Origin of the sequence: Pseudarthrobacter sp. J1738 (genome assembly GCF_050490315.1) — a bacterium.
In the GTDB taxonomy this organism is placed as follows: domain Bacteria; phylum Actinomycetota; class Actinomycetes; order Actinomycetales; family Micrococcaceae; genus JBNPEO01.
Genome location: NZ_JBNPEO010000002.1, coordinates 431,532 through 443,395, shown reverse-complemented (window position 1 = coordinate 443,395; position 11,864 = coordinate 431,532). Strand labels below are relative to the sequence as shown.

The following is an 11,864-nucleotide window of genomic DNA, read 5'->3' as shown; positions in this document are numbered from 1 at the left end:
CCCAAACAACCTGCCGCAAAGAGCGGCATCTTGAAAGGAAAAACAATGGACGGCTCCATCAACGGCTCCCTCAACCTCATCGGCTACGGCCTGTCGGCTATCGGCGGTGGTATCGGTGTGGGTCTCGTGTTCGCTGCCTACATCAACGGTGTTGCACGTCAGCCTGAAGCACAGCGCGTTCTTCAGCCGATCGCATTCCTCGGTCTTGCATTGACCGAAGCATTGGCCATCCTCGGCCTCGTGTTCGCTTTCGTTCTCAAGTAAACCCAGAGAACAACAGCGAATATCCAAAACCGAGAGAAAAGGACGGGTGAAATATGAATCAGCTGATCATCTCAGCCGCCGCTAAAGGTGAGGCCGCGGCCAATCCTCTAGTTCCCAATATTTGGGAAATCTTTGTTGTGCTGGTGGGCTTTGCAGTCCTGATGTTCATCGTGGTCAAGTACGTTGTCCCGATGTTCGAGAAGACGTTTGCTGAGCGTGCCGAGGCAATCGAAGGCGGCATCGCCAAGGCTGAAAAAGCCCAGGCAGAAGCCTCTGCAGCACTCGAAGAGTACAAGCAGCAGCTCACCGACGCCCGCACCGAAGCTAACCGCATCCGTGAGGAAGCGCGTGCAGAAGGTGCCCAGATCCTCGCGGATCTCAAGGAAAAGGCAGCAGCCGAGTCCGCTCGTATGACCGAGCAGGCTCACACCCAGATCGAAGCAGAGCGCCAGGCAGCTGTTGTCTCACTCCGTTCCGAGGTAGGCACACTGGCCACCACGCTGGCAGGCCGAATCGTTGGCGAATCGCTCAACGATGACGAGCGTTCAGCTCGCGTTGTGGACCGTTTCCTCTCCGACTTGGAGAACCAGAGCGCAGGTGCAGCTAAGTAATGGCAGGTGTATCGAGCGAATCGCTGGCAGCAGCTCAGGCAGCTTTGGAAGCTAAGCTTCCTACCGCCTCGCTGCAGTTGGCAAAGGACCTCTTCGGCATCCTGGGGACCGTGGACAGCTCCGCTAGCCTACGTCGCGCCCTGACTGATCCTTCCCGTACGGGAGCGGAAAAGTCTGCTCTTGTCAGGCAGCTGTTCGTTGGAAAAGTTTCCGACGACGCAGCGGACATCACGTCAGGTTTGGCCAGCTCACGTTGGGCAAACACCCGTGATATCGGCGATGCACTCGAAACGCTTGCCGCCACGGTGGCTATTGCCATCGCGGAGAACAAGTCAGCAGCATCCACTGGTGGTTTGAACGGACTGGAAGGGTTAGAGAATGATCTTTTCTCCTTCAACCAAGCAGTCGACTCAAGCCATGAGTTGCAGCGCGCCCTCGTGGAACCGCAGGCATTGGCGCAAGCTAAGTCTGCACTGGCCCTCAAGCTTGTTCCGGGTGCCAGCGAGGAAGCACAGCTCTTGATCAACCAGGCAGTGACCGCCCCCCGGGGTGTCAAGCCCACGCGTTTGGTGCAGCGTTTTGCTGAGCTTGCTGCCAATCGCCAGGAGCGCTGGATTGCCTCCGTTAGTGTCACCCGTCCTCTGACGGATGAGCAGTCGCGGCGGCTTCAAGACGGGCTGAATGCCATGTATGGGCGAGAGCTCAAGGTCAACACCACCGTTGACCCCACACTGATTGGCGGAATTCGAGTCAAGGTTGGGGACGAAGTCGTAGACGCTTCGGTTCTCACCAAGCTTGGCAACCTCCGCCGTCAACTCGCTGGCTAGTCCAGGGAAGCACAACTTAACTCATAGAAAACCGGTCATCGTGAACAGCGATGATCACGAAACAGGAGAGCAGGGACTGCAGATGGCCGAATTGACCATCAACGCCGACGACGTCCGTAATGCGTTGAACGAGTTCGCGGCGTCCTACGAACCCGGTAACGCGGAACGCGTAGAGGTTGGCCGCGTAACCGCCGCCAGTGACGGCATCGCCCGTGTTGAGGGTCTTCCCTCGGTCATGGCGAACGAGCTGCTTCGCTTCGAAGATGGAACTTTGGGCTTGGCCCAGAACCTCGACGTACGCGAAATTGGTGTCATTGTACTCGGTGACTTCACCGGCATTGAAGAGGGCCAGGAAGTGCACCGCACGGGACAGATTCTCTCTGTCCCTGTAGGCGACGCATTCTTGGGCCGCGTAGTTGACCCCTTGGGTCAGCCCATCGATGACCTTGGCGAGATCAAGGCTGAAACCACTCGTGCACTTGAGCTTCAGGCTCCGGGTGTTACCGAGCGTAAATCGGTTCACGAACCGATGCAGACCGGTCTCAAGGCAATTGACGCCATGATTCCGATCGGCCGTGGCCAGCGTCAGCTGATCATTGGTGACCGCCAGACCGGTAAGACCGCTATCGCGGTGGACACCATCATCAACCAGAAGGCTAACTGGGCGTCGGGTGACACCACCAAGCAGGTGCGTTGCATCTACGTGGCAATTGGCCAGAAGGCATCCACGATTGCGGCTGTTCGTCAGACGCTCGAGGATAACGGTGCACTTGAATACACCACCATCGTTGCCTCCCCGGCATCTGACCCGGCTGGCTTCAAGTACTTGGCTCCTTATGCAGGCTCGGCTATTGGCCAGCACTGGATGTACGGTGGCAAGCACGTTCTGATCATCTTCGATGACCTCTCCAAGCAGGCCGAGGCTTACCGTGCAGTGTCGTTGTTGCTGCGCCGTCCGCCGGGACGCGAAGCCTACCCCGGTGACGTCTTCTACTTGCACTCTCGCTTGCTTGAGCGTTGTGCAAAGCTTTCGGACGCACTCGGTGCAGGTTCGATGACCGGGTTGCCGATCATCGAAACCAAGGCAAATGACGTCTCGGCTTACATTCCGACCAACGTTATTTCCATCACTGATGGCCAGATCTTCTTGCAGTCGGACCTCTTCAACGCCAACCAGCGCCCCGCTGTTGACGTTGGTGTCTCGGTGTCTCGCGTGGGTGGTTCTGCTCAGGTGAAGTCCATGAAGAAGGTCTCCGGTACGTTGAAGCTTGACTTGGCTCAGTACCGCGACATGCAGGCCTTCGCAATGTTCGCCTCGGACTTGGATGCGGCATCTCGCCAGCAGCTGACCCGTGGTGCACGTTTGATGGAGCTGCTCAAGCAGGGCCAGTACTCACCGTTCCCGGTCGAAGACCAGGTTGTCTCCATTTGGGCCGGCACCAACGGCTACTTGGATGATGTTCCGGTTGAGGACATTGGACGTTTCGAGGCTGAGTTCTTGGAGCACCTGAAGCACAGCTCGTCGATTCTGACCACTTTGGCTCAGACCAACAAGCTCGAAGATGACACCGTAGAAGCCTTGAAGACCGCAGTTGTGGACTTCAAGAAGGGCTTCTTCGGCGAAGGCGACAACCACCTGGTTGGTGCTGGCCACGAGGCGCACGACGCGCTTTCGGATGGCGACGTTGACCAGGAACAGATCGTCAAGCAGAAGCGCTAGATTCACCCAACGCTCCGGCCAGGGAGCAATCCCTGGCCGGAGCGGGCAGTGAAATCTTAGGAAAGGAAAAGTATGGGAGCCCAGATTCGGGTCTACCGCCAGAAGATTGCCTCGACAACGTCGATGCGCAAGATCTTCAAGGCGATGGAACTGATCGCTACCTCGCGTATTGGTAAGGCGCGTGCCCGTGTGGCAGCATCCCTGCCGTATGCAAACGCTATTACCCGCGCTGTTTCTGCTGTCGCTTCTCAGACCGAAGTTGACCACCCGCTGACGACCGAGCCGGAGCAAATCCGCCGGGCCGCCGTTGTGGTGCTCACCTCCGATCGTGGCCTTGCAGGTTCGTACTCCGCCGGTGTTCTCAAGCAGGCCGATGGCCTCAATGAGTTACTCGCTAGCGAAGGCAAAGAAGTCACCACGTACCTCGTTGGTCGCAAGTCCCAGGCATACTTCGACTTCCGTAACCGCCCGTACAAGCAGGTATGGATTGGTAACACGGATGCTCCGGAGTTCGCTACGGCTCAGGAGATCGGCAAGGTCCTATTGGAAGCCTTCGCTACCGACTTTGAAGACGGTGGCGTGGATGAGATTCACGTGGTTTACACGCGCTTTAAGTCCATGGTGACGCAGGAACCGACAGTCATTCGTCTTTTGCCGCTAGAGGTAGTTGAGCAGGAAGCAGTGCCGGAAACGGAACTGTTGCCGTTGTACGAATTCGAACCGGAGACGGAGCAGGTACTTGATGCTTTGCTGCCGCGCTACATCGAATCTCGTATCTTCGCTGCGATGCTGCAGGCTGCTGCCTCTGAGCTTGCTGCACGTCAGCGGGCCATGAAGTCGGCTGGCGACAATGCGAGCGATCTGATCAAGAAGTACACGCGTCTGCGCAACACGGCCCGTCAGGCCGAAATTACGCAGGAGCTTTCCGAGATCGTGGCCGGTGCCGACGCTTTGGCGTCCTGACCTCACGTTTTCGCTGGCCCTAGGCCTGCACCAATTAGCTAAACCGAACCCCACGCCATCTACTGAGTGAAGTGAGAGAGATGACTGCCACAGCTACCGAACACGTAGCCGCCACGTCCGGCGCCACCGGTCGTATCGCCCGTGTTATTGGCCCGGTTGTCGACGTCGAATTCCCGGCTGACGCAATCCCCGCGATTTACAACGCACTGACCACTGAGATCACACTCAACGGTGAGACCAAGACCATCACCTTTGAGACCTCCCAGCACCTGGGTGACAACCTCATTCGTGCAATCTCCCTGCAGGCCACTGACGGTTTGGTGCGCGGCACCACCGTTGTGGACTCCGGTGCCCCCATCTCCGTGCCTGTTGGCGACGGCGTGAAGGGTCACATCTTCAACGTTTTGGGCAAGCCGCTCGACGTCGAAGAGTCTGAGATCAACGCTTCTGACTACTGGCCCATCCACCGCAAGGCCCCGGCCTTCGCGAGCCTGGAAGGCTCCACCGAGATGCTGGAAACCGGCATCAAGGTGATCGACCTCCTCACCCCGTACATCAAGGGTGGAAAGATCGGTCTCTTCGGTGGTGCTGGTGTTGGTAAAACGGTTCTGATCCAGGAAATGATCACCCGTGTTGCCCGTAACTTCGGCGGTACTTCGGTATTCGCCGGTGTTGGCGAGCGTACCCGTGAAGGTAACGACCTCTGGGTCGAAATGGAAGAGGCAGGCGTTCTCAAGGACACCGCCCTTGTATTCGGCCAGATGGATGAGCCGCCGGGAACGCGTTTGCGTGTAGCTCTTTCGGCTCTGACCATGGCGGAGTACTTCCGCGATGTGCAGAACCAGGACGTGTTGCTCTTCATCGACAACATCTTCCGCTTCACGCAGGCAGGTTCTGAGGTGTCGACCCTTCTGGGACGTATGCCTTCCGCCGTGGGTTACCAGCCCAACTTGGCTGATGAGATGGGTCTCCTCCAGGAGCGCATCACGTCCACTAAGGGTCACTCAATCACCTCGATGCAGGCCATCTACGTACCTGCCGATGACTACACTGACCCGGCGCCGGCCACCACGTTCGCCCACTTGGACGCAACCACGGAACTGTCCCGTGAAATTGCTTCCCGTGGTCTGTACCCGGCCGTTGATCCGCTGACCTCAACCTCGCGTATCTTGGACCCTCAGTACATCGGTAAGGATCACTACAACACGGCTGTCCGTGTTAAGCAGATCCTGCAGAAGAACAAGGAACTCCAGGACATCATCGCGATCCTTGGTGTGGACGAGCTCTCCGAAGAGGACAAGATCGTTGTGTCTCGCGCACGTCGTATCCAGCAGTTCCTCTCGCAGAACACCTACACGGCTAAGCAGTTCACTGGTGTTGAAGGCTCCACGGTTTCCATCAAGGACACCATTGAGGGCTTCACCGCTATCTGCGACGGCGACGTTGACCACATTGCAGAGCAGGCGTTCTTCAACGTCGGTGGCATGGAAGACGTTGAGCGTCAGTGGGCCAAGATCCAGGAATCGACTAAGTAATATGGCTGAGCTCGAGGTAGAGATTGTCGCGGCTGACCATTTTGTGTGGTCTGGCGCGGCCAAGATGGTCAAGGCCCGCACCAGCGATGGTGAAATCGGTATCCTTCCCGGCCACTCACCGCTGCTCGCAATCCTGGCGGAAGGCGAGCTGGCCATTGTGCCGGTAAGCGGTGAACGCCTTGCTGTCACGGTGGACGGCGGATTCTTCTCCGTTGACAATGACCGAGTTGTGATTGTTGCTGACAACGCCGATCTGGGCGAAGCGGCTACAGCTGGGATTCGATAGCACAACCTTGATGAACGATTCGAGTACTGCGTTCATCGCTCTGGCAGTCATCTTCGGAATGCTGATTGTTCTTCTGTGTCTTTTCGGAGCGCGTCGCTTCTCCTTGCGGCGCGCTCTGGGCACGGTGGATGCCTCCATTCGCCCGGCCGGTGGCCGTTGGCGGATGGGGGTCTGCCGTTATCAGGACACTGAGCTTGAATGGTTCCGATTGTTTTCGCTCAGTCCGCGGCCCAAAATGTCTTTTCAGCGTAGTTCGCTGGAGCTTTTGGGGCGGCGTGAACCAACTGAGGCCGAACAAGGCAGTATTCAACCGGACGTAGTGGTGGTTGAGCTGAACTACCAGGGCGCTGGACTGTTCCTGGCGATGGATTTTGATGCTTACACCGGTCTGTCTTCATGGTTAGAAGCCGGCCCCGTTGTGGGTGTTGGAACATGGCGCTAGAAACGTTTGCATAAGTCAAAATAGTTGTGGCCCCCAAGTTTCCTTGGGGGCCACAACTATTTTTTCGTCTCGGGGACCTCACTGTCCCTCAACGCTGTCCCTGAGGGAAGGCTCCCTTAGAGAGCTGATACGCCGGTAGCCTGCGGGCCCTTGGCGCCTTGGCCGATTTCGAATTCAACCCGCTGGTTCTCTTCAAGAGTCTTGAAGCCGCCGGTCTGAATTTCAGAGTAGTGAACGAAGACATCGCCGTCAGAGTTGTCCGGAGTAATAAAGCCGAAGCCCTTCTCAGCGTTGAACCACTTCACAGTTCCCTGTGCCATTTTGTTTCTCCTCATTGTGGAACGTTCGTTCAGTGCACTTTGCCCTGAACACTAGTTACTTTGCGAGAAGAAACCCTGGACACATTCGTAGAATGCATTCCGGTTGGCGCTTCACGCTCGCAACGCGTCTTGCGAGCATGAATTACACGTACACAAAGACAAAAACTACAATTCCACGGCGACTAGCCGTGGTCAATGGTTCCAACAATCAATTGTCTAAATGTTTAGTGACGCCTAGGTTAACTCACAGCCATCTTCCACCGCGGACTACACCAGCTAGTTGCAGTTGGGCATCGACCACCACAAGATCAGCCCTGTAGTCGGCTTTGAGGCTGCCCACTTCGTGGCTTAAACCTAGGACGGCGGCGGGTACGGCCGTTGCTGACCGTACTGCAATTGGAAGGGGCACTCCAGCCGCAACAGTGCGCTGAATAACTTGCAGTAGCGTTGCTGTTCCACCGGCAATGGAACCTGTGGCATCCAAAGTGGCTACGCCGTCGGTCACAGTCACGGGAGAGGGGCCCAACATATATGCGCCATCGGAAAGTCCGGCGGCTGCCATTGAATCGGTGACCAGCACAACGTTCTCGCCGCCAACCCATTCGAAGACGGATCGTACGGTCCGCGGATCCAGATGGGTGTTGTCGCCAATAAGCTCAACCGCGGCTAGGCCGGAGGCAGCCGCCCGCAGGGATGCTGCCACGGGTCCTGGTGCCCGGTGGTGCATGGGGGGCATTCCGTTGAACAAGTGTGTCACCGTGGGACGGCCACCGGCGGAGGTGGCGCTCAAGGCTACTTTTGCACCGGCGAGCGACTCTTCGGCGCACTGATCGTCGCAATCGGTATGTCCCAAGGATGGAGTGACGCCGTGGGCAGCCAAGAAGTCCACCAGGGCGCCAGCGTCTTCCAGTTCCGGGGCGTAGGTCATGGTCTTGAGCTTGCCCTGTCCGGCCGCAACTAAACGCGCCGCAAGTGAAAGATCAGGGCTCAGAAGAAAGGCAGGGTTCTGTGCACCGCATCGGGCGTGTGAGAGAAACGGGCCTTCAAGGTGGATCCCGTGGATCAGGCCTTCGTTGCTGAGCCGAACGTAGAGCTCAATGCCTTTGATGAGGTCAGCCTCAGCAGCAGTGACCATACTGGCAAGCAGGGTGGTTGTCCCGGCTTTGTGCAGGAAGTCGATGGCTTTGCGGGCGGAATCTTCGTCCCCGCCGGGGAAGTCGCCACCATCGCCACCGTGGCAGTGGATGTCCACAAGACCTGGCACGATGGTTCGCTCAAGGGGGAGAGCCTGACGTTGCAAGGAAGCGTCGTTGGCATCCCAGCCAGGTAGGGAAAATTCTGCTGCCGTTCCGGCATAAACTATTCGGTCCGCTTCCAGAGCTACCAAGCCCTCATCGATCACCTCGCCGTCTGTGACCAATCTGCCCGTGACGATCTTTCGAATCGAAGCGGAACTCGGAACGTCTGTGGAGGATTCAGGGAAAGCCATAAACAGATTCTATGGCGTGGACTCCAAGAGCCTTAGAACAGGCGCAATTCGCTGTCATCGACGCCGCGCATGGCGTCATAGTCCAGCGTCACACAGTCAATTCCACGGTCGTTCGCAAGAACCTTGGCTTGTGGTTTGATCTGTTGAGCCGCGAAGATTCCGCGCACAGGGGCCAATAAGGGATCTCGGTTAAGGAGTTCCAGGTATCGCGTGAGCTGTTCAACGCCGTCGATGTCCCCCCGACGTTTGAGTTCAATGGCCACCGTGGCACCGGAGGAGTCCCGGGCCAAAATGTCCACTGGGCCAATGGCTGTGTAATACTCCCGGCGAATGAGACTATAGCCACTGCCTAGTGTCTCAATCTGTTCGGCAAGCAATCGCTGCAAGTCTGCCTCAACCCCGTCCTTGATCAGCCCGGGGTCGGTCCCAAGATCGTGAGCGGAATCATGCATCACTTCATAGATATTGATGATGAGCCGGTCGTCGGTTTTAGCGGATTGAACGCTCCATTGCTCGCCAACACCTTCTTCGAGCTCAATCTCGCTGGCGGTGGCCACCCGCATCATGGCGGGCGGGCTCATCCAGTTCAAGGGTTTGTAAGAACCTCCGTCGGAGTGCACCAAAACTGAGCCATCGGCCTTGATCATCAAGAGCCTGGTAGCCAAGGGGAGGTGGGCCTTGAGCCGGCCAACGTAATCAACAGAGCAACGAGCAATAACTAGACGCACCTAGAGAACTTTACCTGCTGGCGGAGAGGGCAGAATAGAAACATGCCTCGTTCCAACCGTCCGCGCCGGAAATTCACCGATCCACGTGCCAAAACACCTGTGGTAGCGGAGCTGGACCTTGAACGTGCTCGCAATGGGATTGCCCGGCGCGAGCAGGCCCCCGATGGTGTGTGGATGGTACGTAGCATCACCGCACGTAACGCAGCCAAACAGTACGTTTGTCCAGGCTGTTCGCGGGCCATTATGCCGGGCATTGCGCACCTTGTGGTGTGGCAGGATGATCATCTTTTTGGCGAGGAAACCGGAATAGCCGAACGCCGCCACTGGCATCCAAAGTGTTGGACGGGACGTAGCTATTGGCGGCGCTAGAGCCACGATATAGGCAGAATCCTCTAGGCTAGGCGCATGAGTTTTGATCCGGCTAATCCCGACACACTTGAGTTTGCAAACTACGCCACGGAACAACAAATTCGTGCCTCCACCGTTCTCCCAGCAACCCGGGAGAACGTCGAGTTCCGCACCGAAGACGGCAAACTTTTAGTCGGCGAACTTGCTTTGCCTGCCTCGGGGCCAATCACCGCAACGCTCATCACACTGCACCCACTGCCAACTCACGGCGGGTTCATGGACTCCCATGTCTACCGCAAAGCTTCCTACCGGCTCCCGGCTCTCGCTGGCGTCGCGGTACTGCGCTTTAACACCCGCGGAACATCCTCGCCTCGTGGAACCAGCGAAGGTGAGTTCGACGGCGGTACAACAGAGCGTCTCGACGTTGAAGCGGCGGTGCGATTCGCCGTCGAACGTTCACTGCCCAACCGATGGTTGGTGGGTTGGTCCTTCGGAACTGAGCTAGCGCTCAAATATGGTGCGATCGAGCCGGTGGCTAGCGAGATCGAAGGAGCCATTTTGCTATCTCCGCCGCTGCACCGTGCAGGAGATGAAGACCTAGCCCGGTGGGCGCAGAGCGGTAAGCCCCTCACCGTTCTGGTGCCTGAGCACGACGATTACCTCCAACCCGAGGAGGCCGCACAACGCTTTTCGCTGGTGCCTCAAGCGCGCCTGGTTCCAGTGGCTGGTGCCAAACACTTGTGGGTGGGAGAGAAGTACGCGGCGCGGGTGTTGAACGAGATCGTGGACGACGTTACAGCAGCTGGTGCAGGCCAAGAGGGCCTGCCCACAACGTGGACAGGCCCTCTTGCAATCGTCGGTTAGCGGCGGATTAGCACCTAGTGCTGATCTTGGCGCTTGATAAAAACTTCTTTCATCAGCAGCATCACGGCAGCCGCCGTGGGAATGGCGATCAAAGCGCCCAAAATGCCGAGTAGAGTTCCGCCAGCAATCACGGAAATTACGGCCACGGCGCCGGGTACAGCAACTGCTCGCTGCATAATTCGAGGTGATATGAAGTATGCCTCGAACTGTAGGTAGGCGAAGTAGCAGATCGCGTAGATCACAGCGGTTTGCCAGCCAACGGTGAGCGATATCAAGATCACAACCACCGCTGCAATCATTCCGCCCACTAGAGGGATAAAGGCCAGGAGAACCACCACAAAGGCGAGCAACACGCTAAAGGGAACGTGCAAAATGGTCATCACAATAAAAGCGAAAGTTCCATTGAGTAATGCCACGCACGCCTGACCAATCACGTAGTTGCCTACGGAACGGGTGATCTCTTCGGAAAGTGCCTCCACGCGGGGGCGGCGCGAACGCGGAGCCAAGCGGTAGGCCCAACGCTTCATGGCCGGCATGGCGGCGAGGAAATACAGGCTCAAAACCAAAACAATCAAGGCCCCGAACAAGCCATTGGCTACGGTGGATCCAAAACCCAAAACCCCACCGAAGATGCCACCGATGGTGTTTGAATCCTTTGTGAATTTGCCGAGCTCCTCGGTGATACGGTCTTTGATGCCAAATTGCTCATTAAGGTTCCGGTAGAAGTCCGAGTTCAAGAAATCCTGCACCCAGATGGGGCCTTGTTGGACAATCTGGGTGACTTGGTCAACGATCGTTGGGATCAGGCTGGCAAAGAATGCGCCCACCCCGGCAACGAGAATAAACAGCACAATGGCAATGCCAGCCGGGCGGGGGATCTTGTGGGATTCAAACCAGCGAACCACCGGATCCAACCCCAGAGCAATAAAGAGTGCTGCAACAATCCACAGGATCAGCTGCGTATTCTGGCTCGCGATGCCGTAGAGGAACAGTGCTATGCCCACGCCTACGGTGCCCATAAAACCAAAATAGAGCGGGTGCTGGGATGAAATTCGTGGGCCGGGTGAACCAAAGTTTCCGGCGCCGGATGACTCGGTCTGAAGCTCTAGGTCCTCGGATTCTTCGGACTCAGGCGGCATCTCGAAACGGATTCGAGGCTGTGCTCCAGGGATTGGGCGGCGCAGTGCAGTAAGGACTCGATTCACTAACGAACGTGGTCCTGCTGTGCGCGCATTTGATACCGGCACTGTGTCGCTGTGCGCAGGCTCATTGGAGGTGTTATCCGGGGGAGGAGTCACGGCTTTTGGGTGCCTTTGCTTGTCTGGGTTCTTGTGGTTCGCGTGTCCGAGGGCACGAGTGATGATCATCGCAAAGACTACCAGCCACCCTTGCCAACACTGGGAAGTACAGGGGTACTTGGCCAGCGAATAGCCCCTGATCTCGGTGCGATGGTGGGGCTCGACCTGA

General features: G+C 57.4%; 14 protein-coding genes. 10 read left to right on the top strand and 4 right to left on the bottom strand.

Features of this window, described 5'->3' with window-relative positions:
- Positions 1-45: 45 nt before the first annotated feature.
- From atpE to ACQR35_RS05650, 8 genes are all read left to right on the top strand, one after another.
- Positions 46-264 (top strand): ATP synthase F0 subunit C, encoded by a 219-nt coding sequence (gene atpE, locus ACQR35_RS05685; protein WP_430266732.1) that lies wholly within the window; start codon positions 46-48, stop codon positions 262-264.
- Between the two features lie 53 nt (positions 265-317).
- Entirely contained in the window at positions 318-875 is a 558-nt protein-coding gene (locus ACQR35_RS05680) for a F0F1 ATP synthase subunit B (RefSeq protein WP_430269454.1), read from the top strand.
- Positions 875-1,702: a F0F1 ATP synthase subunit delta gene (locus ACQR35_RS05675; protein WP_430266685.1), complete on the top strand. Its 828-nt coding sequence runs from the start codon at positions 875-877 to the stop codon at positions 1,700-1,702. Before ACQR35_RS05680 ends, ACQR35_RS05675 begins: the two co-directional genes overlap by 1 nt.
- 82 nt (positions 1,703-1,784) lie before the next feature.
- Positions 1,785-3,422, top strand: a complete 1,638-nt coding sequence (gene atpA / locus ACQR35_RS05670) for a F0F1 ATP synthase subunit alpha (protein WP_430266733.1) — start codon at positions 1,785-1,787, stop codon at positions 3,420-3,422.
- Between the two features lie 72 nt (positions 3,423-3,494).
- On the top strand, positions 3,495-4,385 hold the full coding sequence (locus ACQR35_RS05665) for a F0F1 ATP synthase subunit gamma (RefSeq protein ID WP_430266686.1): 891 nt from the start codon (positions 3,495-3,497) through the stop codon (positions 4,383-4,385).
- A gap of 80 nt (positions 4,386-4,465) precedes the next feature.
- Positions 4,466-5,920, top strand: a complete 1,455-nt coding sequence (gene atpD / locus ACQR35_RS05660) for a F0F1 ATP synthase subunit beta (RefSeq protein ID WP_430266687.1) — start codon at positions 4,466-4,468, stop codon at positions 5,918-5,920.
- A gap of 1 nt (position 5,921) precedes the next feature.
- The gene (locus tag ACQR35_RS05655) at positions 5,922-6,206 is read left to right on the top strand and encodes a F0F1 ATP synthase subunit epsilon (RefSeq protein WP_430266688.1); all 285 of its coding nucleotides are present in this window, start codon (positions 5,922-5,924) and stop codon (positions 6,204-6,206) included.
- Between the two features lie 10 nt (positions 6,207-6,216).
- Positions 6,217-6,648 (top strand): DUF2550 domain-containing protein, encoded by a 432-nt coding sequence (locus ACQR35_RS05650; protein WP_430269453.1) that lies wholly within the window; start codon positions 6,217-6,219, stop codon positions 6,646-6,648.
- A 116-nt stretch (positions 6,649-6,764) separates the two neighbouring features.
- On the opposite strand, the gene ACQR35_RS05645 is transcribed toward ACQR35_RS05650, so the two are convergent.
- The 3 genes from ACQR35_RS05645 to nucS all read right to left on the bottom strand — a co-directional run bounded on the left by ACQR35_RS05645 (position 6,765) and on the right by nucS (position 9,185).
- Positions 6,765-6,968: a cold-shock protein gene (locus ACQR35_RS05645; protein ID WP_430266690.1), complete on the bottom strand. Its 204-nt coding sequence runs from the start codon at positions 6,966-6,968 to the stop codon at positions 6,765-6,767.
- Between the two features lie 244 nt (positions 6,969-7,212).
- On the bottom strand, positions 7,213-8,457 hold the full coding sequence (locus tag ACQR35_RS05640; RefSeq protein WP_430269452.1) for an N-acetylglucosamine-6-phosphate deacetylase: 1,245 nt from the start codon (positions 8,455-8,457) through the stop codon (positions 7,213-7,215).
- Between the two features lie 32 nt (positions 8,458-8,489).
- The gene (gene nucS, locus ACQR35_RS05635; RefSeq protein WP_430266692.1) at positions 8,490-9,185 is read right to left on the bottom strand and encodes an endonuclease NucS; all 696 of its coding nucleotides are present in this window, start codon (positions 9,183-9,185) and stop codon (positions 8,490-8,492) included.
- 42 nt (positions 9,186-9,227) lie between these two features.
- Here nucS and ACQR35_RS05630 point away from each other — a divergent pair, with 42 nt between their 5' ends.
- Positions 9,228-9,554, top strand: coding sequence for an ATP/GTP-binding protein (locus ACQR35_RS05630; RefSeq protein WP_430266693.1), 327 nt, complete (start codon positions 9,228-9,230; stop codon positions 9,552-9,554).
- 36 nt (positions 9,555-9,590) lie between these two features.
- Positions 9,591-10,397 (top strand): alpha/beta hydrolase, encoded by an 807-nt coding sequence (locus tag ACQR35_RS05625; protein WP_430269451.1) that lies wholly within the window; start codon positions 9,591-9,593, stop codon positions 10,395-10,397.
- Positions 10,398-10,411: 14 nt separating this feature from the next.
- On the opposite strand, the gene ACQR35_RS05620 is transcribed toward ACQR35_RS05625, so the two are convergent.
- Positions 10,412-11,764 (bottom strand): AI-2E family transporter, encoded by a 1,353-nt coding sequence (locus ACQR35_RS05620; RefSeq protein WP_430266695.1) that lies wholly within the window; start codon positions 11,762-11,764, stop codon positions 10,412-10,414.
- Between the last annotated feature and the right edge of the window lie 100 nt (positions 11,765-11,864).